This is a genomic window from Streptomyces sp. DvalAA-43 (assembly GCF_900091725.1).
Classification (GTDB): Bacteria; Actinomycetota; Actinomycetes; order Streptomycetales; family Streptomycetaceae; genus Streptomyces; species Streptomyces pulveraceus.
The window spans coordinates 203,316-225,740 of record NZ_FMBW01000040.1; the positions used below are offsets into that span (position 1 = coordinate 203,316).

Annotated in this window: 23 protein-coding genes and 1 pseudogene; 4 read left to right on the plus strand and 20 right to left on the minus strand. The window is 69.3% G+C overall.

All coding sequences use genetic code 11. The features are described from left to right. Positions 1-8: 8 nt before the first annotated feature. The 10 genes from tatC to GA0115234_RS13580 form a co-directional block, all read right to left on the minus strand. The gene (tatC, locus tag GA0115234_RS13535) at positions 9-959 is read right to left on the minus strand and encodes a twin-arginine translocase subunit TatC (protein WP_093541250.1); all 951 of its coding nucleotides are present in this window, start codon (positions 957-959) and stop codon (positions 9-11) included. Between the two features lie 65 nt (positions 960-1,024). Continuing rightward, positions 1,025-1,318 carry a Sec-independent protein translocase subunit TatA gene (gene tatA, locus GA0115234_RS13540; RefSeq protein WP_093541252.1) on the minus strand — a complete coding sequence of 98 codons (294 nt, stop codon included), beginning with the start codon at positions 1,316-1,318 and terminating at the stop codon, positions 1,025-1,027. 265 nt (positions 1,319-1,583) lie between these two features. After that, positions 1,584-1,781: a hypothetical protein gene (locus GA0115234_RS13545; protein ID WP_093541254.1), complete on the minus strand. Its 198-nt coding sequence runs from the start codon at positions 1,779-1,781 to the stop codon at positions 1,584-1,586. Between the two features lie 67 nt (positions 1,782-1,848). Beyond that, positions 1,849-2,121, minus strand: a complete 273-nt coding sequence (locus tag GA0115234_RS13550) for a CpXC domain-containing protein (RefSeq protein ID WP_237541320.1) — start codon at positions 2,119-2,121, stop codon at positions 1,849-1,851. 7 nt (positions 2,122-2,128) lie between these two features. Continuing rightward, a complete protein-coding gene (locus GA0115234_RS13555; protein WP_093541256.1) occupies positions 2,129-3,097 on the minus strand; it encodes a helix-turn-helix transcriptional regulator in 969 nt (322 codons plus the stop codon). A gap of 16 nt (positions 3,098-3,113) precedes the next feature. Continuing rightward, positions 3,114-4,067: a helix-turn-helix transcriptional regulator gene (locus tag GA0115234_RS13560; protein WP_093541258.1), complete on the minus strand. Its 954-nt coding sequence runs from the start codon at positions 4,065-4,067 to the stop codon at positions 3,114-3,116. A gap of 116 nt (positions 4,068-4,183) precedes the next feature. Further along, complete coding sequence (locus GA0115234_RS13565; protein WP_093541260.1) at positions 4,184-4,555, minus strand: FKBP-type peptidyl-prolyl cis-trans isomerase; 372 nt, start codon at positions 4,553-4,555, stop codon at positions 4,184-4,186. A gap of 46 nt (positions 4,556-4,601) precedes the next feature. After that, positions 4,602-5,543: an FKBP-type peptidyl-prolyl cis-trans isomerase gene (locus GA0115234_RS13570; RefSeq protein ID WP_093541262.1), complete on the minus strand. Its 942-nt coding sequence runs from the start codon at positions 5,541-5,543 to the stop codon at positions 4,602-4,604. A gap of 126 nt (positions 5,544-5,669) precedes the next feature. Beyond that, positions 5,670-7,031 carry a Pup--protein ligase gene (gene pafA / locus GA0115234_RS13575; RefSeq protein WP_093541264.1) on the minus strand — a complete coding sequence of 454 codons (1,362 nt, stop codon included), beginning with the start codon at positions 7,029-7,031 and terminating at the stop codon, positions 5,670-5,672. 9 nt (positions 7,032-7,040) lie between these two features. Beyond that, on the minus strand, positions 7,041-8,300 hold the full coding sequence (locus GA0115234_RS13580) for an MFS transporter (RefSeq protein ID WP_093541266.1): 1,260 nt from the start codon (positions 8,298-8,300) through the stop codon (positions 7,041-7,043). 133 nt (positions 8,301-8,433) lie between these two features. Between GA0115234_RS13580 and GA0115234_RS13585 the strand changes: the two genes are divergently transcribed. Further along, a complete protein-coding gene (locus tag GA0115234_RS13585) occupies positions 8,434-9,474 on the plus strand; it encodes a LacI family DNA-binding transcriptional regulator (protein ID WP_093541268.1) in 1,041 nt (346 codons plus the stop codon). A 68-nt stretch (positions 9,475-9,542) separates the two neighbouring features. Here the strand turns inward: GA0115234_RS13585 and prcA are convergent, their stop codons facing one another. The 6 genes and pseudogenes from prcA to arc all read right to left on the minus strand — a co-directional run bounded on the left by prcA (position 9,543) and on the right by arc (position 15,357). Beyond that, complete coding sequence (gene prcA, locus GA0115234_RS13590; protein ID WP_093541270.1) at positions 9,543-10,355, minus strand: proteasome subunit alpha; 813 nt, start codon at positions 10,353-10,355, stop codon at positions 9,543-9,545. Between the two features lie 58 nt (positions 10,356-10,413). Then, entirely contained in the window at positions 10,414-11,259 is an 846-nt protein-coding gene (gene prcB / locus GA0115234_RS13595) for a proteasome subunit beta (RefSeq protein ID WP_093541272.1), read from the minus strand. Then, a pseudogene (locus GA0115234_RS43400) lies at positions 11,211-11,401 on the minus strand (endonuclease domain-containing protein); the annotation flags it as partial. The pseudogene GA0115234_RS43400 and the gene prcB, both read right to left, overlap by 49 nt. A gap of 101 nt (positions 11,402-11,502) precedes the next feature. Further along, positions 11,503-11,721, minus strand: a complete 219-nt coding sequence (locus GA0115234_RS13605; RefSeq protein WP_093541274.1) for a ubiquitin-like protein Pup — start codon at positions 11,719-11,721, stop codon at positions 11,503-11,505. Positions 11,722-11,843: 122 nt separating this feature from the next. Continuing rightward, the gene (dop, locus tag GA0115234_RS13610) at positions 11,844-13,355 is read right to left on the minus strand and encodes a depupylase/deamidase Dop (RefSeq protein ID WP_093541276.1); all 1,512 of its coding nucleotides are present in this window, start codon (positions 13,353-13,355) and stop codon (positions 11,844-11,846) included. 235 nt (positions 13,356-13,590) lie between these two features. Continuing rightward, positions 13,591-15,357, minus strand: coding sequence for a proteasome ATPase (gene arc / locus GA0115234_RS13615; protein ID WP_093541278.1), 1,767 nt, complete (start codon positions 15,355-15,357; stop codon positions 13,591-13,593). Positions 15,358-15,599: 242 nt separating this feature from the next. On the opposite strand from arc, the gene GA0115234_RS13620 reads away from it, so the two are divergent. After that, positions 15,600-15,911: a ferredoxin gene (locus GA0115234_RS13620; RefSeq protein WP_093541280.1), complete on the plus strand. Its 312-nt coding sequence runs from the start codon at positions 15,600-15,602 to the stop codon at positions 15,909-15,911. Between the two features lie 39 nt (positions 15,912-15,950). Here GA0115234_RS13620 and GA0115234_RS13625 read toward each other — a convergent pair whose 3' ends face one another. From GA0115234_RS13625 to GA0115234_RS13635, 3 genes are all read right to left on the minus strand, one after another. Continuing rightward, positions 15,951-16,529, minus strand: a complete 579-nt coding sequence (locus GA0115234_RS13625; RefSeq protein ID WP_093541624.1) for a hypothetical protein — start codon at positions 16,527-16,529, stop codon at positions 15,951-15,953. Between the two features lie 249 nt (positions 16,530-16,778). Further along, positions 16,779-17,684, minus strand: coding sequence for a tRNA (adenine-N1)-methyltransferase (locus tag GA0115234_RS13630; RefSeq protein ID WP_093541283.1), 906 nt, complete (start codon positions 17,682-17,684; stop codon positions 16,779-16,781). Between the two features lie 61 nt (positions 17,685-17,745). Beyond that, positions 17,746-18,996: a site-2 protease family protein gene (locus GA0115234_RS13635; protein WP_093541285.1), complete on the minus strand. Its 1,251-nt coding sequence runs from the start codon at positions 18,994-18,996 to the stop codon at positions 17,746-17,748. 171 nt (positions 18,997-19,167) lie between these two features. Between GA0115234_RS13635 and GA0115234_RS13640 the strand changes: the two genes are divergently transcribed. Together GA0115234_RS13640 and GA0115234_RS13645 are read left to right on the plus strand one after the other, a co-directional pair. Continuing rightward, positions 19,168-20,013, plus strand: coding sequence for a RecB family exonuclease (locus GA0115234_RS13640; protein WP_237541346.1), 846 nt, complete (start codon positions 19,168-19,170; stop codon positions 20,011-20,013). Between the two features lie 26 nt (positions 20,014-20,039). After that, on the plus strand, positions 20,040-20,711 hold the full coding sequence (locus tag GA0115234_RS13645; protein WP_093541287.1) for a response regulator: 672 nt from the start codon (positions 20,040-20,042) through the stop codon (positions 20,709-20,711). A 54-nt stretch (positions 20,712-20,765) separates the two neighbouring features. Here the strand turns inward: GA0115234_RS13645 and GA0115234_RS13650 are convergent, their stop codons facing one another. Then, positions 20,766-22,364, minus strand: coding sequence for an ABC transporter substrate-binding protein (locus tag GA0115234_RS13650; protein WP_093541289.1), 1,599 nt, complete (start codon positions 22,362-22,364; stop codon positions 20,766-20,768). Positions 22,365-22,425 lie beyond the last annotated feature (61 nt).

Below are 22,425 nucleotides of genomic sequence, written 5' to 3' on the forward strand. Positions count from 1 at the left end.
CTACAAGGTCAGGTGATGTCGTCGTAACCGTTCAGGCGGTCACGGTCCGAGCTCGCCTGGGTGGGCAATGAACGGCTGGACGAGACCGATTCGATCTCACCGATGTCCTCGGGGGTGAGGTCCAGCTCCGAGGCCTCGTCGTCGGAGGGTCCGCCCGCGGCGGTCCGTTCCTTGCGGCGGTCGTTGAGGAGCGAGATCCCCGTCGCCACGAAGTAGAGCACCCAGATCGGTCCGGCGAGACCCAGCATGCTGACCGGGTCGGTGCTGGGCGTGGCCACGGCCGCGAAGACCGTGATCCCCATGATCATGCCCCGCCACCAGCCGAGCATCCGCTTGCCGGTGATGACCCCGCCGAAGTTCAGCATGACGAGCAGCAGCGGCAGTTCGAAGGAGAGCCCGAAGACCACCACCATGCGTGTGATCAGGTCGAGCAGCTCGTCCAGCGGCAACTGGTTGTCGAGGTCGGCCGGCGAGAACTCCAGGAGCACCCGCGCCATCGTCGGCAGCGTCTTGTACGCGAAGAAGCCACCGGCCAGGAAGAGCGGGAATCCCGCGCCCACGAAGGCGAGCGAGTACTTCTTCTCGTGCTTGTGGAGCCCCGGCGCGACGAAGGCCCACAACTGGTAGAGCCAGATCGGGGACGACAGGACGACACCGGACATCAAGGAGACCTTGAGGGCCAGGGTGAACGGGGTGAGCAGACCGTTCAGGACGATACGCGCGCAGGTACCGTCCTTCTGCTGGGTGAGCTCGGCGAAGCTGTACGCGCACCCGACCGACTTCAGCACCGGGTCGGTGAAGAGCTCGATGATCTCCTTGTAGAAAAACGCGGCCACAATCGTGACGACGACGATCCCGAGCAGCCCCTTGGCCAACCGGTTACGCAGCTCACGCAGGTGCTCGACCAGGGGCATGCGCCCCTCTGGGTCCGTCTCCTGCTTGCGGGCAGACTTGAGCAACCCACGTCCTCATCTCGTGCAGCAGGCCCTCACCGATCAGGGCGCCTGCGTCGGCCCGTTTCTTGTCAGCGCTTGGTCGTGTCGGTCGGCTCCGCGACCGGACGCGCGCTGGTCACGTCGCCGGGGGCGGCCTTGATGGTGCGCTGGGCGGCCTGGTCCTGGGCGTCGTCGTTCGCGGCCGGCTCGGCCGGGGTCGCCGACGGGCCGCTCTCGGACTTCATGGCCTTGGCCTCGCTCTTGAGGATGCGGGCCGACTTGCCGAGCGAGCGAGCCATGTCAGGAAGCTTCTTCGCGCCGAACAGCAGAACAATGACGACGAGGATCAGGATGATCTCGGGAGCGCCGAGCCTTCCGAACATATGCGTGTACCTTCTCACCGAGGCAGCAGGGGTGGGGCGGATGGAACCTCGGACGAGACGTCCGATCTTCTTACCGTCAGCGATCGTATCCCGCAGGAGTAAACGCAGGGCAATACCCATGCATCCTTGCGATTACGGCCCATGCCTCGCTCTCAGGGCCGCCTTCAGCAGCGTACCCTCCGAACCCGCGAAACAGGAGGCCACGCCCGTCCGGATCGATCCGCCCTGCTCACAGCCGTGTACGGGCCCAGCGGGGCGGTGACTTCTAGCGCAGCGCCTCGCCGGTCGCGGCCAGGTCCGTCGCCGCCCTTTCGAGGTCCTCCGCGGCCCGGTTGATGCGCTGGGTGGTCCGGGTCACCTGATGCCCGAGCCGCTGGGCCTCGATGAAGACCTTGACGGCCAGCACGCCGAGAACGGCGATCCCGAGAAATCCCAGGGCGATGGCGAGCATGGGCCAGAACATGCGCAGAGCCTCGATGTGTCTAGGGGGCCGACGGCGTGGAAGTTCGCTGGAGGCAGGTGGAAGTTCTCTAGAGGCCGGTGGTGTGGAGGCGCAGCGTCCGCACCCCGCCCCCGCTGAGGAGCTCGACTATCCGCTCCCCGGCGGGCTTCCGTACGGCCGCGCCGCACTGCGGGCAGGTGAAGGAGTAGAACGTCGTCCGGCGGCTCGCCCCCACCGCGAGACGAATGGCGGCCGCGGCCAGCTCGAACCGCTCGCGGCAGTCCGGGCAAGCGGCCCTGAACCGTACGGACTCGGGCACGACCACGGTCGCAACACCTGACACCACGGGCATGTTGCTCATATCTCCCTCAGGCCTCCGCTCGGACCGGCTCGTCGTACGCGGCGAGCGCCGCACGGGCCGCCTGTTGTGCGCTCCGCGCCAGCTCCGGCGGCGAGACGATGCGGCCCTCCCCGCCCAGGCGCAGCGCGAGCCGCCGCAGCGAGGCCGGGTCGGGGGTGCGCAGGGCGATCCGAAGCCCGCCGTCGGGCAGCTCCTCCGCGCTGTCGTGCGGGTAGTACTCGGCGACCCAGCGTCCGCCGGGTCCCACCTCGACGACGACTTCCGGGTCCTCGGCGGCCGGCTGGACGAGCCCTGCGGACAGGTCCCTCAGCTCCAGCTCGGGCGGTGCGGCGGGCTCGTCCAGCAGCCGGATCTCGGCGACCCGGTCGAGCCGGAACGTACGCCGGTCCTCGGACGACCTGCACCAGGCCTCCATATAGGTGTGTCCCACGGCGAACAGCCGGATCGGGTCCACCTCGCGCTCGGTGAGTTCGTCGCGCGCGGGAGAGTAGTAGCGCAGCCAGAGGCGGCGCCGCTCGGAGATCGCCCGGTCGACATCGGCGAAGACACCGCCCTCGGACTCGAAGGTGACCGAGAGCCGCGAGCTCGCCGCCCCCACCTCGCCGGCCGCGGTCTCCAGCTTCGCGGTGGCCCGCAGCAGCGCCTGCCGGTCGCTCTCGCGCAGCCCCGGCAGCGTGGCCACGGCGCGGGCGGCGACCAGGAGGGCCGTCGCCTCGTCGGCGGCGAGCCGCAGCGGCTCCGCGACGTCGTCCGGGTTGTGCCACCAGATGCGGTCGCCGTCGGTGTCGATGTCCAGCAGGTCCCCGCCGCGGAAGCTCGTCCCGCACATGGGCAGTACGTCGAGGTCCGAGATCAGTTCGTCCTCGGTGATCCCGAAGGCTCGGGCGACGTCCTGGACGTGGGCGCCGGGGCGCTCGCGCAGATAGGTCACCAGGGAGAGCATCCGGCGGGTCTGGTCGATCGCGTTCGTGGCCATGAGTGCCGTCCCTCGCTCAGTCCTTGGCCACGGCGCGCAGCCGGTCCACCACATCGGCCCGCAGGTCGGCGGGTTCCTGTACGACGACGTCCGGACCGAACTCGACGAGCCAGGCGTCCAGACCGTGTCCGTACGGAATCTCCAACTCGTCCCACCCGTTCCCGAGTTCCCGGACCGACACGGCGCGCGAGCGCAGCGGGTAGCCGGCGCCGGTGCGCAGCCTGATCAGCGCGGTCCTGGTGGCCGTCTCACCGGCCCAGCTCTCGACCGTCTCGCGCACGGTCACCACGTCGGGCACCTCGGTGGTGAAGGCCCCGGCCCGGGAGCGGACCCGGCCGGTGATCCGGGAGAGCCGGAAGACCCGCTCGGCGCCGCGGTCCCGGTCCCAGCCGGCCAGGTACCAGTGTCCGCGCCAGCACTCCAGGGTCCACGGCTCGACCTGGCGCTGCTCGGGCGTGGCGGCATTGCCCTTGCGGTAGTCGAAGGTCACCGGGCGGCGGTCGCGGCAGGCCAGCATCAGCGGCTCGAAGGCCGCCTCGTGGACCGGGATGCGCGGTTCGAGGGCGCTGTGCACCTCGTACGCGTCCTCGGCCTCCGGCATGCCTGCGGCCCGCAGCTTCTGCAGGGCTCCACTGGCCGCACCGGCCAGCCGCGCCTGCTGCCAGACCTTGGCGGCCAGCCCGAGCGCGGCGGCCTCCTCGGCGTCCAGCGTGATCGGGGGGAGCCGGTTGCTGTCGCGGCGGGCGAGATATCCCGTCTCGCCGTCCAGGTTCTCCACGGTCTCGATGATCAGACCGAGCTCGCGCAGATCATCCTTGTCGCGCTCGAACATCCGGTTGAAGGCGTCGTCGGAGCCCGCCTCCAGATAGGCCTCGATGGAACCGCGCAGCTCGCGCTTGCTGAGCGGACGGCGGGTCCCCAGCAGACACAGCGCCAGGTTCATCAGCCGCTCGGCCTTGGCAATCGCCATCGACGCCCTTTCTGTTTCGCTCTCCGACGGTCGACCGTACCGCTACGCGCTGTCGGGACAAAAGCGAGGGCCCGTGCCTGGTGGCACGGGCCCTCGTATCGCACGGAGGCGGCGGATCAGACGGCGACCAGGTCGCAGACGAAGATCAGCGTCTCGCCGGGCGCGATGCGGGCACCGGCGCCGCGGTCGCCGTACGCGAGGTGCGCGGGGATGGTCAGCTTGCGACGGCCGCCCACCTTCATGCCCTGCACGCCCTGGTCCCAGCCGGCGATGACCTGGCCGACACCGAGCTGGAACTGGAGCGGAGCGCCGCGGTTCCAGGAGGCGTCGAACTCCTCGCCGGTGGAGAAGGCGACACCCACGTAGTGGACGGAGACCTTGTCGCCCGCCTTGGCCACCGCGCCGTCGCCTTCCCAGATCTCCTCGATCTCCAGGTCGGCCGGCGGCTCGCCACCCGGGAAGTCGATCTCGGGCTTCTCGATGCTCACTGACTTGCTCCTCTTACTGATGAACTACTGGGCAACCGGGACAGTCTTACATCTTCGCCAGGAGGTCGACGGCGAAGACCAGCGTGGACTTGGCGGGGATGGTCTGCTGAGCCTTGTCACCGAAGCCCTGGTCCGGCGGGATGACCAGGAGCACCCGGCTGCCGATCTTCTTGCCGACCAGACCGTTCTTCAGCCCCTTCAGGGTCACCTGGGCGAGCGGGAAGGTCTGCGTCTTGCCCGCCTTGTAGGTGCTGTCGAACTCCTTGCCGTCCTTCCACAGCAGGCCGACGTAGTTCACGACGACGCTGTCGGTGTCCTTCACGACCTCGCCCTTGGACTCCAGGACGTAGTTGGAGACGAGCTTGCTCGGCGGGGCGCTCTTGGTCGGGATGGTGACCTTGGGGGCCTTGCCGTCGGTGTTGGTGCCGACCTTCGGGAGGTCGATGTTGTCCTGGGCGACCTCGGTGCCCTTGGCGGAGGCCGGGATCTGCGTCGCCTTGAGGACGTCGACGACGAAGACGAGCGTGGCCTTGGGCTTGATGTCGCCCTGGCCCTGGTCGCCGTATCCGAGGTCCGGCGGAATGACCAGCTGGACCCGGCTGCCGACCTTCTGGCCGACGAGGCCCTTGTCCCAGCCCTGGATGACCATGCCGGCGCCGAGGGTCAGGTCGAACGGCTGCTTGCGGTCGAAGCTGTTGTCGAAGGGCTTGTCGGAGTCCCAGGCCTGACCGAGGTAGTTGACCTGGATCGCGTCGCCGTTCTTGAGCGCGGCGCCGTCTCCCTGGCTGACGACCCGGGTCTTCAGCTCCTTGGGCGGGTTGCCCGTGCCCTTGGCCAGGGTCGGCTTCTCACCGAACTTCGCGCCCGCGGTGATCGCGGGGAACCCGTCCTTCGACGTGGCGGAAACGGAATCGGAGCCCTTTTCGCTCCCGCAGGCCGCTGTCAGCAGCAACAGGGGGACGACGAGAAGGCCGGCAAGTCGGCGCACTTGTTCCTCAGATCTCAGACGGCACAGTTGGTTGAGTCCCCGACACTCTAGGGCGTACGCAGGGCCCCGTACGAGGAACGCACGGGGCCCGCGTCGCGTCGGAGGCCGGGATCGTCCTGTGCCGGCTCACATACCCGCGATCAGTTTCTCCACCCGGTCGTCCACCGAACGGAAGGGGTCCTTGCACAACACGGTGCGCTGCGCCTGGTCGTTGAGCTTGAGGTGGACCCAGTCGACGGTGAAGTCCCGCCGCTGTTCCTGCGCCCTGCGGATGAAGTCGCCGCGCAGCCGCGCCCTGGTCGTCTGCGGGGGCACGGATTTGCCCTCGAAGATCTTCAGGTCGTTGCAGACGCGGGCGGCCTGCCCCTTGCGCTCCAGCAGGTAGTACAGACCGCGACGACGGTGGATGTCGTGGTACGCGAGGTCTATCTGGGCGACCCGCGGATGCGACATGGTCATGTTGTGCTTGGCCCGGTACCGCTCGATGAGCTTGTACTTCATCACCCAGTCGATCTCGGTCTCGATCCGGTCGAGATCCTCGGCCTCGATGGCGTCGAGCGTACGGCCCCAGAGCTCCAGGACCTGGGCGACGGTCCCGGTGCGGATGCCACGGCGGTCGACGAAGTCGACGGCCTTCTCGTAGTACTCGCGCTGCACCTCGATGGCGGACGCCTCGCGGCCACTGGCCAGGCGCACCTTGCGTTGACCCGTGGTGTCGTGGCTGACCTCCCGGATCGCCCGGATCGGGTTCTCCAGCGTCAGATCCCGCATCACCGTGCCCGCTTCGATCATGCGGAGCACCAGATCGGTCGCGCCGACCTTGAGCAGCATGGTCGTCTCGGACATGTTGGAGTCACCGACGATGACGTGGAGGCGGCGGTACCGCTCGGCGTCCGCGTGCGGTTCGTCACGCGTATTGATGATCGGGCGCGAACGCGTGGTCGCGGAACTGACACCCTCCCAGATGTGCTCGGCACGCTGGCTGACGCAGTAGACCGCGCCCCGGGGGGTCTGCAGCACCTTGCCCGCGCCGCAGATCAGCTGCCTCGTGACGAGGAAGGGAATGAGGATGTCCGCGAGCCGGGAGAATTCTCCATGGCGGGCCACGAGGTAGTTCTCATGGCATCCGTAGGAGTTTCCCGCCGAGTCGGTGTTGTTCTTGAAGAGATAGACGTCGCCCGCGATTCCCTCCTCGTGCAGGCGGCGTTCGGCGTCGACGAGCAGGCCTTCGAGAATGCGCTCGCCGGCCTTGTCGTGGGTGACCAGTTCGGTCAGGTTGTCGCATTCGGGGGTTGCATATTCCGGATGCGATCCCACGTCGAGGTAGAGGCGGGCGCCGTTCCGCAGAAAGACATTGCTGCTGCGGCCCCATGACACAACACGGCGGAAGAGGTAGCGCGCCACTTCATCAGGGGACAGTCGGCGCTGTCCCCTGAACGTGCACGTGACGCCGTACTCGTTCTCCAGCCCGAAAATGCGGCGGTCCATGACTGAACATTACGCCTGATGGCCTGAGCTGAAACCGGGTTCGACAGCACCGTTCCGATCATTTTCCGATCCCTGTGCGGCAACCGCCGTACGCCCGGGAACTGCCAGCACCTTTCCGGTCGCCAGCAGAACGAGCAGCGCCGCCACCCCACCGGCCCCCGCCACGGCGAAACTCCACGAGGTGCCGCCCAGCTCGACGGCAGGGCCCGCCACGGCCGTTCCCGCCGCCGCGCCGACCCCGAAGGTCGTCACCAGCCAGGAGAACGCCTCGGTCACGGTGCCCCGCGGGGCATGCCGGTCGACGACGATGAAGGAGCAGGCGATCGCGGGTGCCAGAAAGACCCCGGCCACTGCCGCCAGTGCGGTCATGGCGACCACTCCCGGGGTCAGCATCAGCGGCAGATAGCCCAGTGCCAGCAGCGCGACGATGACCCGCAGCCGGCGTTCCGGCGCCCCGGCCCACTGCCGGGCCCCGTAGACCGCGCCGCCGATCAGCGCGCCCAGCCCGAGCGCGGCCATCAGCCAGCCGTACACCGACTCCCGGCCGTGGTCGTCGGCGTAGGCCACGCCGGCCACCGTGATGGAGCCCAGCGCGAGCCCGACGAAGAAGAACGACCCGAGCAGCGCCAGCAGCCCCGGGGAGCGCAGCGCGCCCAGCCAGTGGGCCTCGCGGGGCGCGGAGCGCCAGGTCCGGGAGGGCTCGGAGAGGACGACGGAGAGGGCCCCGAGGACGCCTGTCGCGTTGATGACGAGCAGGGCGGCGGCCGGTGACCAGAGGGAGACCAGCACCGTCACCAGCAGCGGGCCCACGGTGAACATGATTTCCTGGGCGACGGCGTCCATGGCGTACGCGCGGTGCACCCGGTCCTCGCGGCCCAGGACGCTCGGCCACAGGGCCCTCAGGCCGCCCTCCAGCGGCGGTGTGAAGACTCCGGCCACCGCCACCGCCCCGTAGGCCAGCGGCAGCGATCCCAGGCCCACCAGGGCCAGCAGGGCCATGCCGAGCGCCGACACCACGGCGGCCGGGAACTGGACGCGCGGCTGGCCGTACAGGTCCACGGCGCGGCCCAGCAGCGGCTGGCCGACGGCGGTGGCCAGCCCGTACACGGCCGCGAGGGCCCCCGCCAGGGTGTAGGTGCCGCCCTCGGCGCGGGTGAACAGCACGATCGCGACCGGGGCGGTGCCGTTCGGCAGCCGCCCCACCAGGGTCCCCGCCAGCAGCCGGGCGGCGTGCCGCGCCCGGAGGATGTCCAGATATCCCGCGGCCATGTCCTGTCGCCCCTCTCCCCCGTACGGTCCGACGACCGCGAGGTTTTACGTATAACGTCGAGGTTCATACGTACCATGGCCCAGTCCGCAGGTCCACCTCACGACGCCTGCCCCGACCGGCCCGGAGGCCCGAGTGACCAGCGCACCACAGCCCGCCCCGACCCGGCCCACCAGCCGCGATGTGGCGCGGGCGGCGGGTGTCTCGCAGGCCACCGTCTCCCTCGTGCTCGGCGGCAAATGGCGGGGCAGGGTCTCCGAGGCCACCGCCGAACGCGTGCGCGGCACCGCCCACGACCTCGGCTACCGGCCCAATCTCGCCGCCCGCAGCCTGCGCCTGGGCCGCACCAGGACCGCGCTGCTGGTCGTCCCCGCGCTCACCAACGAGTTCTTCGCGCGCGTCTACACCGGCGCCGCCGCGGTCGCCGCCGAGCACGGCTTCGGCGTCGTCCTCTACCCGTCCCCCGACGGCACCGGACCGGCCCGGGACCCGTTCGCCTCGGCGAGCACCTCGCTGGGCGGCGTGATCGCCTCCTCCATGGCCGCCGGCGCGCTCGACGCGTTGCGCGGCGCCGGCCTGCCGCTGGTCATGCTCGACAGCGACCCGGCGGACACCGGTGTCGCCGCCCGCGTCAACCTGGACATCGCCGACGGAATGCGGCAGGTCGCCGGCCATCTGCTCGCCCTCGGCCACCGCCGCTTCGTCCACCTGGCGTCGGCGGTCGACTCCTGGACCTTCGCGGCACGCGGCCGGGCGCTCCACGACGCCCTGCGGGCGGTACCCGGCACCTCCGTACGGACCGTGAGCGCGGCGCTCGACGTCCACGCGGGCCGCGTGGCCGCGGAGCGCACGCTGGCCGCCCCGGGCCCCCGGCCCACCGCCCTCGTCTGCGACGACGACATCCTCGCCGCGGGTGCCTGCAAGGCGGCCCGCAGGCTCGGCCTCCGCGTGCCCGAGGACCTGTCCGTCACCGGGTTCGACGATCTGGCCCTGGCGACGGCCGTGGAGCCGGAGCTCACCACCGTGCAGCTGCCCGCCGAGCAGGTCGGGGAGCGCGGCATGGCCGCCCTGCTGGCGGTCCTGGACGACCGGCCGGTCGAGCCCGGCAGCCTCCCCGTCCATCTGGTGGCCCGCGGCTCCTCGGCGCCCGCTCCCCCGGACGCCCCGCGGTCATGACGGTGCCCCGGCCCGCCGGAAGCGGCGGACCGGGGCACGGGCACAGCGGTGGGGCGTCCCTGGGAGGACTACTCCACGTCCCCGCCCGAGTCGGTGGACTTGGGAGCATCCGTCGTGGTGGCGGACGCGCCGCCCTCGCCCTCCTCCGTGTCGGAGGGGGCGTCCGTCGGCGCGGATCCGCCGTCCGCCTCCAGCAGCCGCGCCAGCTGCCTGCCGACGATCCGCTTGAACTTCCGCTGCTGCGGCCGCGTACGGTCCAGGACCGCGACCTCCAGCCGCTCCGCGGGGATCTCCCGTTCGCTGCCGTTGGGATCACGGGACAGCGCCTGCACGGCCAGCTTCAGCGCCTCGGCGAGCGTCATCCCGTCGCGGTGCCGCTGGTCCAGGAAGGTGCTGATCTGCTCGGCGTTGCCGCCGACCGCGACCGAGCCGTGCTCGTCGACGATCGAGCCGTCGTGCGGCAGCCGGTAGATCTGGTCGCCGTCCGGCTCGGAGCCGACCTCGGCGACCACCAGCTCCACCTCGTACGGCTTCTCGGCCGCGCTGGAGAAGATGGTGCCCAGCGTCTGCGCGTAGACGTTGGCCAGCCCACGGGCCGTCACATCGTCACGGTCGTAGGTGTACCCGCGCAGATCGGCATAGCGCACGCCGCCGATGCGGAGATTCTCGTACTCGTTGTACTTGCCGGCGGCGGCGAAACCGATCCGGTCGTAGATCTCGCTGAACTTGTGCAGCGCGCGGGACGGGTTCTCGCCGACGAACACAATGCCGTCGGCATACTGCAGCACAACCAGGCTGCGACCACGGGCGATGCCCTTCCGGGCGTATTCCGCCCGGTCGGCCATGGCCTGCTGAGGTGAGACATAGAACGGCGTCGACACCGGTTATCCGTCCCTTTCTGTCAGTGACAAGAGCATCGAAGAAGCAGCGGAACGGAGGTCAGAGCAGCGCGGCGCGCGGGCCGTCGGGCTGTTCCAGCCGGCGTTCGAGGATGGAGCGGGCGATCTCGGAGGATTCCGCCTCGTCCAGCTTCCGGAAGCCCTCGTCGGTGATGACGGTGACGATCGGGTAGATCCGCCGGGCCACATCCGGGCCGCCGGTCGCCGAGTCGTCGTCCGCGGCGTCGTACAGCGCCTGCACGACCAGGGTGAGGGCCTCCTGCTCCGTCAGGTCCTGGCGGTAGAGCTTCTTCATCGAGCTGCGGGCGAAGACCGACCCGGAGCCGGTGGCCGCGTATCCGTGTTCCTCGGAACGGCCGCCGGTGACGTCGTACGAGAAGATGCGGCCCTTCTCGCGGTCGACGTCGAAGCCGGCGAAGAGCGGCACGACGGCCAGGCCCTGCATGGCCATGGCCAGATTGCTGCGGATCATCGTGGAGAGCCGGTTCGCCTTGCCCTCCAGGGAGAGCTGGGCGCCCTCGACCTTCTCGAAGTGCTCCAGCTCCAGCTGGAAGAGCTTGACCATCTCGACGGCCAGACCGGCCGTACCGGCGATGCCCACCGCCGAGTACTCGTCGGCGGGGAAGACCTTCTCGATGTCGCGCTGTGCGATCACATTGCCCATGGTCGCGCGCCGGTCACCGGCCAGGACCACACCGCCGGGGAACGTCGCCGCGACGATGGTCGTCCCGTGCGGCGCCTCGATGGCCCCCTGCAGGGGCGGCAGGCTCCGGTTTCCGGGGAGCATGCCGGGTGCCTGGTCGGACAGGAAATCCATGAAAGAAGAGGATCCCGGCGTCAGGAAGGCAGCTGGTAGACGCCCGGTGCTACGAGTGTTGGCTTCCACGCGTTTCCCTCCAGGTAAACGACGGCCCTGAGCTAGGCGTCAGGATCGTCTCCCAACTTGCCGATGGCCGAATTGCAGTTGATGCGGTTACGCCACGGACCCTACCCGCCCCGCGGCGGCGATCCACATGGGCCGCGGGGGCAGCTGCGCGGCTCGCGGTGCCGCTTGCGCCCGCGCGGTACGGGCCGACCCGGCCCGTACCGCGCGCACCGCTCTCCACTCCCCCGCGTTCACATCCGTGAACTACTGGCCGCCCTTTTGTACGAAGGACCTCACGAAGTCCTCCGCGTTCTCCTCCAGCACGTCGTCGATCTCGTCCAGGACGGAGTCGACGTCGTCGCTCAGCTTCTCCTGGCGGTCCTTGAGGTCCTCGGAGGTCTGGGCGTCCTGCGCCTGCTCCTCGACCTCCTCGGTGGACCGTGTCGCCTTCTGCTGTCCGCCGCCGGTGTCCTTGGTCGCCATCTAGCTCACCCCGCTCGGTTCGAAGCACTTGAATCAGACCCTACCCACGGGCTCCGACTTCGGCCCGGTACTTTCCCTCAACGTCCGGGGGTCATACCGATGATTCCCCGATCCCGGCCTTTTCAGCCGCCCGACAGGACCTGGACCAGCTCCTCCGCCGTGCGGCAGCGGTCCAGGAGCTCCTTGACGTGGTTGCGGGTGCCGCGGAGCGGTTCCAGCGTGGGTACCCGTTGCAGGGAGTCATGACCCGGCAGGTCGAAGATGACCGAGTCCCAGGAGGCCGCGGCCACGTCGTCGGCGTACTGCTCCAGGCACCGGCCGCGGAAGTAGGCCCTGGTGTCCTCCGGAGGCTTCGTACGGGCCTGCTCGACCTCGTCCTCGTCCAGCAGCCGCTTCATCTTCCCGCGGGCCGCCAGACGGTTGTACAGGCCCTTCTCGGCCCGCACGTCGGCGTACTGGAGATCCACCAGGTGCAGGCGCGCCGCGTCCCAGTCCAGGCCGTCACGGCGGCGGTAGCCCTCCATGAGCTCCCGCTTGGCGATCCAGTCGAGCTCGCCGGAGAGGCTCATCGGATCGTTCTCCAGCCGGTTGAGAGTGTCCTCCCAGCGGCTCAGGACGTCCTTGGTCTGCTCGTCGGCATCGGCCCCGTACCGCTCCTCGACGTACTTGCGGCCCAGCTCGAAGTACTCCATCTGCAGTTGTACCGCGGTGAGGGTGCGGCCGCTGCGCAGCGTGACGAGATGCTTCAGGGTCGGGTCGTGGGAGACGTGGTGCAGGGTGCGCACCGGCTGGTCGACCGCGAGATCGACGTTGATGAAGCCGTCCTCGATCATGGACAGGACCAGGGCGGTGGTGCCGACCTTGAGATAGGTGGAGATCTCCGAGAGGTTCGCGTCCCCGATGATCACATGGAGCCTGCGGTACTTCTCGGCGTCGGAGTGGGGTTCGTCCCGGGTGTTGATGATGGGGCGCTTGAGCGTGGTCTCCAGCCCGACCTCGACCTCGAAGTAGTCGGCGCGCTGACTGATCTGGAAGCCGTGCTCGTGGCCGTCCTGGCCGATTCCCACCCGTCCCGCCCCGGTGACCACCTGGCGGGAGACGAAGAACGGGGTCAGATGGCGCACGATGTCGGAGAACGGGGTCTCCCGCTTCATCAGGTAGTTCTCGTGCGTGCCGTACGAGGCGCCCTTGTTGTCGGTGTTGTTCTTGTAGAGATGGATCGGCTGGGCGCCGGGAAGCTGGGCCGCGCGCTCGGCCGCCTCGGCCATGATGCGTTCGCCGGCCTTGTCCCAGAGGACCGCGTCCCGCGGATTGGTGACTTCCGGGGAGCTGTACTCCGGGTGCGCGTGGTCGACGTAGAGGCGGGCCCCGTTGGTGAGGATGACATTGGCGAGGCCGATGTCCTCGTCGGTGAGCTGACTGGAGTCCGCGGTCTCGCGGGCGAGGTCGAAACCCCGCGCGTCCCGCAGCGGATTCTCCTCCTCGAAGTCCCAGCGGGCGCGGCGCGCCCGGTGCATCGCCGCTGCGTAGGCGTTGACGATCTGGGACGAGGTGAGCATGGCATTGGCGTTGGGATGGCCGGGGACGGAGATCCCGTACTCCGTCTCGATGCCCATTACTCGCCGTACGGTCATGCGGCCCTCCTTGCCCGGCGGCGCTCCCTTGAGGGGCGGCGCTCAAGTACCGCTGCTTGTCGGTGCGCGTGCGCTGCCCGTCCACGCACTGCGCGACCGGGCGGTACGCAAGAGCCTAGAGCGCCTCTGTGCTGGTGGGGAGATCAATTGCGTCATTGCTGCGGTGTCGCGCGAGCTGGACCGAAAGCGACCGGCTGCGGATGCCCGGCCGGGCATCCGCAGCCGGTGCGCGTGCTTACAGGTACTGCCCGGTGTTCGCCACCGTGTCGATGGAGCGACCGGTGTCCGCGCCCTGCTTTCCGGTGACGAGCGTGCGGATGAAGACGATCCGCTCGCCCTTCTTGCCGGAGATCCTGGCCCAGTCGTCCGGGTTGGTGGTGTTCGGCAGGTCCTCGTTCTCCTTGAACTCGTCCACGCAGGCCTGGAGGAGATGGGAGACCCGAAGGCCCTTCTGGCCCTGGTCGAGGAAGGCCTTGATGGCCATCTTCTTGGCCCGGTCGACGATGTTCTGGATCATCGCGCCGGAGTTGAAGTCCTTGAAGTACAGGACTTCCTTGTCGCCGTTGGCGTACGTGACCTCCAGGAAGCGGTTCTCCTCGGACTCCGTGTACATCCGCTCGACGACCGACTGGATCATGGCGTGTGCGGCGGCCTCCTTGGAGCCGGTGTGCTCCGCGAGGTCGTCCGCGTGCAGCGGCAGCGAAGGCGTGAGGTACTTCGCGAAGATGTCCTTCGCGGCCTCCGCGTCCGGACGCTCGATCTTGATCTTCACATCGAGGCGGCCGGGCCGCAGGATCGCGGGGTCGATCATGTCCTCGCGGTTGGAGGCGCCGATGACGATGACGTTCTCCAGGCCCTCGACGCCGTCGATCTCGGCGAGCAGCTGGGGGACGATGGTGTTCTCCACGTCCGAGCTGACGCCGGATCCCCGGGTGCGGAAGAGCGACTCCATCTCGTCGAAGAAGACGATGACGGGGGTGCCCTCGCTCGCCTTCTCACGGGCACGCTGGAAGACCAGGCGGATGTGTCGCTCGGTCTCGCCGACGTACTTGTTGAGCAGCTCCGGGCCCTTGATGTTGAGGAAGTAGCTCTTGCCGGCCGGCTGGCCGGTGACCTCGGCGACCTTCTTGGCAAGGGAGTTGGCGACGGCCTTGGCGATGAGTGTCTTGCCGCAGCCGGGCGGGCCGTAGAGCAGGATGCCCTTGGGCGGGCGCAGCTCGTGTTCCTTGAAGAGGTCGGGGTGGAGGTAGGGGAGCTCGACCGCGTCGCGGATCAGCTCGATCTGGTCGCCCAGACCGCCGATCTTGTCGTAGTCGATGTCCGGTACCTCTTCGAGGACGAGCTCCTCGACCTCGCTCTTGGGGACCACTTCGTAGACGTAGCCGGACCTGGGTTCGAGCAGGAGGGCGTCGCCGGGGCGGATGGTGATGTCCAGCAGCGGCTCGGCGAGCCTGACCACCCGTTCCTCGTCGGTGTGCCCGATGACCAGGGCCCGCTCGCCGTCCTCAAGGATTTCCTTGAGGGTGACGATGTCCCCGGCCCGCTCGAATTCCATGGCGTCGACCACGTTGAGTGCTTCGTTGAGCATGACTTCCTGGCCGCGCCGGAGGTCGTCGAGCTCGACGCTGGGGCTGACGTTCACCCGGAGCTTTCGGCCCCCGGTGAAGATGTCGCAGGTGCCGTCCTCATTGCCCTGCAGAAACACACCGAAACCGGCCGGTGGCTGTGCGAGCCGGTCGACTTCTTCCTTGAGGGCCACGATCTGGTCGCGGGCCTCGCGCAATGTGTTGGCGAGCCGCTCATTCTGTGCGGACACGCCTGCCAGGTTGGTCTGCAACTCGACGATCCGCTCTTCGAGAATCCTCGTATGGCGCGGAGAGTCGGCGAGCTTACGTCGCAGGACGGCGATTTCCTGCTCAAGATAGGCGACCTGGCCGGCTGGGTCTTCGGACCCCCGCACGGGCCGGATGCCGCGGTTGATGTCGTCGTCGTGGGCTGCCACGGTCCTCACCTCCTCCAAGGGGAGCTGGACGCTTCCTGACCCTACCTGGGTGGGTGATGATTGAAACCCCTAGATCACAAAGACTGCGGTACGTGTCCGATCTTCACCCTTGCGTTCCCCCCTCGTGTCAGGGGAATACCCACCCTTCAACATCGGAAAGCGGCCGGTTGTATCGTCGAACCGTTCAACACCCGTCAGGGCTGGCTTCTTTTGGTTCGTATACGCAGGGAACGGCAGGAGAAATGACCGTGCAGCAGGACGCTCCCAACGGTGGCGACACGCAGGACCTGGAGGTCTGGATCGACCAGGACCTCTGCACGGGAGACGGCATCTGCGTCCAGTACGCGCCCGAGGTCTTCGAGCTGGACATCGACGGTCTGGCGTACGTGAAGAGCGCGGACGACGAACTGCTGCAGGACAAGGGCGCGACGACACCCGTCCCGCTGCCGCTCCTCCAGGACGTCGTCGATTCGGCCAAGGAGTGTCCGGGCGACTGCATCCATGTCCGCCGCGTCTCCGACAGCGTCGAGGTGTACGGCCCCGAGGCCGCCTGATCCGGCGGCCTCGGGCCTTCGGTCACCCTCGGTGAGCGGTCAGGCGGCGCTCGGGGCGGCCTGGGTGGCGCGGACGAACGCGCCGCCCTTCCACTGCCAGGTGGCCCGCTCCTGCCGGTCGGGGCAGCAGCGCGCCACGGTGTCCGAGGAGTAGCCGAACAGAGTGGCCGAAACAATTCCGTCACGCACCGCGAAATCACCGACGCTGATCTCCTGGGCGGGGTCCACCAGGGTTGCCACGACCCTCGGTGCGGCCCCGCTTCCGTGCGTGAGGACGTAGACGCCGCTGGGCGGGGTGCCGGAGCCGGCCGCGCAGCGGACCACCGCGACGGTCTCGGGGCGGCCGTCGCCGTCGAGGTCTCCGGTGGCCTGCTTGGCCACAGTGCTGCCGACCTGGCCGCAGTCCAGCGGGAAGGACGCGCGGGCGGGATCGGGGGCCGCGACGGTCGTGGTGCCGTGCTGAGCCGTGGTGCGGTGGGGGGTGGAAGCCGAGGCCGTGGGGTCCGGCTGGAGCAGGCCGGCGGCCGCGACGACGGCGGCCATGGCCGCCGCGGTGGCGAGCCAGTGCAGCGGCTTGGTGTCGGTGTGCGCGAGGTCCGGGAGCTCGGAGGTCTGCACGCGGGATGTCTCCTGTGGTTCCTGAGGATCGAGGATGCCTGCATGAGCGGCGGCGCCGACGGTGGTACCGCCGCGGCGGCGCGGGGTGGCCAGCATCGTGCCACACCTCACAGAACAGCGGAACGGTGGGGTCGGTACGGATCGGCGGGCCAGTGGGGACGGTGTCCCCGTACCGGCAACGAAGAGGCGCCGCCGCCGAGTTCCCGGGTCGGTCCGGGAACTCGGCGGCGGCGCCGGTACGTTGCGCGGTCAGCCGCGCGAGGAGCCGCTCTGGCTGCCGGGACCGTCGTAGTCCTCGCCGTAGGCGCCCTTGGCGGGGCGACGGCGGCGCAGCGGGGCCTCCACACCGTCGGCCAGGCGGCGGGCGGTGACGAGGAAGCCGGTGTGGCCGATCATGCGGTGGTCCGGGCGGACGGCCAGGCCCTCGACGTGCCAGTTGCGGATCATCGATTCCCAGGGCTGCGGTTCGGCGAAGCAGCCGATCTCGCGGATGGACTCGACGGTCCGCGCGAGCTGGGTGGTGGTGGCGACGTAGGCGCAGAGGATGCCGCCGGGCACCAGTGCCTTGGAGACGGCCTCCAGGCACTCCCAGGGGGCGAGCATGTCCAGGATGACGCGGTCGACGTCGGTGTCCGAGAGGTTGTCCTGGAGGTCGCCGACGGTGAGCTGCCAGGCCGGGTGCGGTTCGCCGAAGTAGCGCTCCACGTTCTGCTGGGCGATCTCGGCGAAGTCCTCGCGGCGCTCGTAGGAGTGCAGCATGCCCTGGTCGCCGATGGCGCGCAGCAGGAAGGTGGAGAGCGAGCCGGAGCCGACGCCGGCCTCCACGACGCGGGCGCCGGGGAAGATGTCGGCGAAGGCCAGGATCTGCCCCGCGTCCTTGGGGTAGACCACGGCGGCGCCGCGGGGCATGGACAGGACGTAGTCGGGGAGCAGGGGGCGCAGCGCGAGATAGGCGACGTTTCCCGTGGTTCGGACCACACTGCCCTCGGGGGCACCGATCAGCTCGTCGTGCGGGAAAGAACCCTTGTGGGTGTGGAAATTCTTTCCGGCTTCGAGCGTGAAGGTGTAGTGGCGTCCCTTGGGATCGGTGAGCTGGACCTGGTCCCCGACCTTGAAGGGCCCGCGTCGGCGGGCGGCACCGGTCGGTTCAGACATGTGACCAGCGTACCGGTGATTCCCAGGGCTCCGACCGCGAGCCCGGGGCGGGGCAGGGCCGTCAGGCGGCGGGCCTCGCCAGGGCGGCGACGAACGCGCGTTCGACGTCGGCGGTGGAGAGGACGCCGTAGATCTCGCCGGTCTCCTCCAGGACGAGGTACTCGGTGGCCGGGCTGGCCTTGAGCCTGTCCAGGAGCGCCTCGCCGGACAGCTCGGCGGAGACCTTCATACCGTCGGTGAGGTCCTGGGCGAGGCCGCTGACGGCGACCCAGGGGCGGCGGTGTTCCGGCACGCCGACGATGGCCGTCTCCCGGACGATGCCCTTCGGCTCGCCGTGTCCGTCGACGACGACGAGCGCGCGGGCGCCCGCCTCGTTGGCCCGGCGCAGTGCCTCGGAGAGCGGGGTGGCGGCCTCGACCGGGACGGCGCGCCGGGTGAGGGTGCGGGCGCGCAGCTCGGGGAGGTGTTCGCGCAGGCGGGCCATGCGCAGGCTGTTGCCCGCTCCGGTCCAGATGATCGCGGCGAGGATGGCGGCGAGCAGCGCGTCGGTGATGGTGTCCATGCCGCTGAGGTCGCCGGGGTCGTTGCCGAAGGTCCCGGTGTGGGTGAGCAGCGGCAGGCCGATCAGCGTGATGACGGCGAGGGCGCGGCCGACCCAGGCGGCGGCGACGGTGCCGCTCATCGGCCGTCCGGTGATCTTCCAGACGACGGCGCGGAGCATGCGTCCGCCGTCCAGCGGGAGGCCGGGCAGGAGGTTGAAGGCGGCCACCAGGAGGTTGGAGATCATCAGCCCGGCGAGCAGGACGCCGGGCACGGTGCCGGGCGCGACGAACTTCATCCCGATGTAGAAGACACCCGCGAGCACCAGGGAGAGCAGCGGTCCGACGAAGGCGAGCAGGAACTCGCGGCCCGGGGTCTCGGACTCCTTCTCGATCTCGGAGACGCCGCCGAAGAACTGGAGCTGGATGCGGCGCACCGGCAGCTTGTAGCGCAGCGCCACGACGGTGTGGGCGAGTTCGTGGACGAGTACGGAGGCGTAGAAGGCGATCGCGAAGAAGAGGGAGACCAGATAGCGTGCCGCGCCGAGCTCGGGCAGCACCCGTTCGAGCTGGCCGCCGAAGACCCAGGTGATCAGCGCGGCCACGAGGAACCAGCTGGGCGCGACGTACACCGGCACGCCGAAGGGGCGGCCCATGAGGATGCCGCCTCCGGGCTCTTCGGGGCGCTGCGGTTCGCCCTTGTCGGGGCCGGTGCCGGGGGCCGTTCCCCCTGCGCCGGGCTGCGGGCGCCCGCTGTCGCCGCTCTCGTCCACGGGGTCCCTTCGGTCGGTGCCCTACGGCACGATCATGCAGTGTTCGAGGCTGTGTGGTCGATGGTATGCCGCCCGCTGTCAGTGGCGGGCCGTAGGGTCTTCGACATGACCTCCCTGCCGCGGCCCGCTCAGCCGCCTTCGTCCCTGTCGCCGTCGCGGGCGAGTGATTTCATGCAGTGTCCGCTGCTGTACCGCTTCCGGGTCATCGACAAGCTGCCGGAGAAGCCCAGCGAGGCGGCTACCCGGGGCACGCTGGTGCATGCGGTGCTGGAACGGCTCTTCGACAATCCCGCGGTCGAGCGCACCTCGGGCCGGGCCACGGCGCTGATCCCGGCCCAGTGGGACCGGCTGCTGGAGTCGAAGCCGGAGCTGTCGGAGCTGTTCGCCGAGGATGCCGGGGGCGAGCGGCTCGCGCGCTGGCTCTCGGAGGCGGAGAGCCTGGTGGAGCGGTGGTTCTCGCTGGAGGATCCGACGCGGCTGGAGCCCGCCGAGCGGGAGCTCTTCGTCGAGACCGAGCTGGAGTCGGGGCTGCGGCTGCGCGGGGTGATCGACCGGATCGATGTGGCGCCGACGGGCGAGGTCCGGATCGTCGACTACAAGACCGGAAAGTCGCCGCGTCCGGAGTACGCGGAGGGCGCGCTCTTCCAGATGAAGTTCTACGCGCTGGTGATCTGGCGGCTGAAGGGCGTGGTGCCTCGCCGGCTCCAGCTCGTCTACCTCGGCAGCGGGGACATCCTGACGTACGACCCGGTGGTGGCGGACCTGGAGCGGGTGGAGCGCAAGCTCCTGGCGCTGTGGGACGCGATCCGGCTGGCCACGGAGACGGGCGAGTGGCGGCCCCGGCCCACGAAGCTCTGCGGCTGGTGCGACCACCGGTCGGTATGCCCCGAATTCGGTGGTACTCCCCCGGTCTATCCATTGACGGTCCGCCCGGCGGAGCCGGGGCAGGATACGCAGGGCAGAATGGATCCGGTCCCTGCCGAGGCCGGCCGGCCTGTGGCTCTCGAAGGGCCGTGAATTCGAAGGACCGTGAAGGAGACCCTGTGGCTATCCGCGTCCTACTGGTCGACGACCAACCACTGCTGCGCACCGGCTTCCGGATGATTCTGGAGGCGGAGGGCGACCTCGCGGTGGTGGGCGAGGCCGGTGACGGTCTCCAGGCGCTCGACCAGGTGCGGGCGCTGCAGCCCGATGTGGTGCTGATGGACATCCGCATGCCGCGGATGGACGGCGTCGAGGCGACGCGCCAGATCACCGGTCCCGGCCGCGACGGCCCGGCGAAGGTGCTGGTGCTGACCACCTTCGATCTCGACGAGTACGTGGTGGAGGCGCTGCGCGCCGGGGCCAGCGGCTTCCTGCTGAAGGACGCTCCGGCCAATGAGCTGGTGCAGGCCATCCGGGTGGTCGCGGCGGGCGAGGCGATGCTCGCGCCGAGCATCACCCGCAGGCTCCTCGACAAGTACGCGGACCATCTTCCCTCCGGCGAGGAGCCGGTGCCCGACACCCTGCACACGCTGACCGACCGTGAGGTCGAGGTGCTGAAGCTGGTGGCGCGCGGTCTGTCGAATGCCGAGATCGCCGCGGATCTCTTCGTCAGCGAGACGACGGTCAAGACGCATGTCGGCCATGTGCTGACCAAGCTCGGTCTGCGCGACCGGGTGCAGGCCGCCGTGTACGCGTACGAGAGCGGTCTGGTGCGCCCCGGCGCCCAGTGAGCCCGTCCCGGTCCGGGTGGGTGTCCCCCGCCCGGACCGGAGTGGCGTCCAGGCTCAGTGGGTGTCCTTCGCCAGTTCCCACAGCTGGAGGTCGGCGGAGGAGTTGACCGCCCACTCGACGCCGGTGAGTCCGTCGCGCGAGGCGACGTACTGCTTGTCCTGTGAGATCGGCAGGACGGGAACGTCCGTGGCGACGATCTCCTGGATCCGCTGGAAGGTCTTGGTCGCGGCGCTGCGGTCGCTCTCGCGGCGTGACTGCGCGATCAGATTCTGCGCCGGGGCCGATGTGTAGGGCGAGTTGAGGAAGTTGTTCCGGTCGAGGAACGGCGCGGTGAAGTTGTCGGGGTCCGGGAAGTCGGGGAACCAGCCCATGCCGTAGACCGCGTAGTCGCCGCGCAGCTGTGCCGGGCGGTACTTCGCCCAGGGGGTTCCCCGGACGGTGACGTCGAAGAGCCCGGTGGCGTCGAACTGCTTCTTCAGGGTCGCGAACTCGGCGGGGGTGCCGGCGCCGACCCGGTCGGTCGGGTAGTGGAGCGTGAACTTCACCGGGGTCTCGACGCCCGCGTCGTTCAGGATCGCCGCGGCCTTCTCGGTGCTGGGTTCGCCGTACGCGTTGTAGAAGGCGTTGGTGTGCGCGGTGATTCCGGGCGGGATCAGCGAGTACAGCGGTTCGGCCGTGGTGCCGTACACCTTGCTCGCGATCTCGCCTCGGTCGATGACCTGGGCCATGGCCTGGCGGACGGCCTTGTTCTTCACGGCCGGGTCCTTGGTGTTGAAGCCCAGGAAGTGGATGGCTAGGCCGGGCACCTCGGTGAGCTTGATGTCGTCCCTGGGCTCTTCGAGCATCCGCTGGGACTGCTCGGGCGACATCGTGCGGGTCATCATGTCGATCTTCCGGCTGTCGAGGGCCTTGCCCATGGCCGTCGCGTCGGGGAAGACGTCCAGCTCGACCTTCTCGTTGCGCACCTTCACATCCCCCTTGTAGTGGGGGTTCCTGGTGAAGACCACCTTGACGATCTGGTTGTGCTCGACTTCCGGCTTCATGGTGTACGGGCCGGAGCCGTCGACCTGGAATCCGGTGCGCACGGACTTCGCCTCGTACCGGCTGCGCGGCACGATCCCGGCGACCGGGGTGGCGAGCTTGTAGGGGAACGTGGCGTCCGGGGCGCGCAGGTGGAAGATGACCTCCCGCTCGCCCTGTGTCTCGACCGTGTCGATGTTGTCGAGCAGGGCGACCGGCCCGTTGGGCGCGTCGATGCGGATGACGCGGTCGATGGAGTACTTCACGTCGTCGGCGGTCACGGGCTTGCCGTCGGCGAACTTCAGACCGCTGCGCAGCTTGCAGCGGTAGCTTTCGCTCTGTGTGTCCGTGAAGGTGCAGCTCTCCGCGGCTTCGGGCACCGGCTCGCCGCCGCCGCGCGGCACATGCACCAGGGTCTGCAAGGTCTGCCGGAGCACGTTCCACACGCCGGCTTCGTAGCCGATGGCGGGATCGAGCGGCGCGGGGCCGTCCTTCGAGGCGACGAACCGGTCCGTGGTGCCGACAACGATGGCGGCCTTGCCCTCGCTCCCGTCATCCGACGCGCCGCAGGCGGCGAGTACGGGCGCGAGCAGGCCGACGACGGCCGGCAGCACCAGAGTCTTGCGGTTCATCGTGGACGCTCTCCCTCATCCGTGCATGGAGAAAGCGACCTTAGTGCGCGCCACCGGCAAT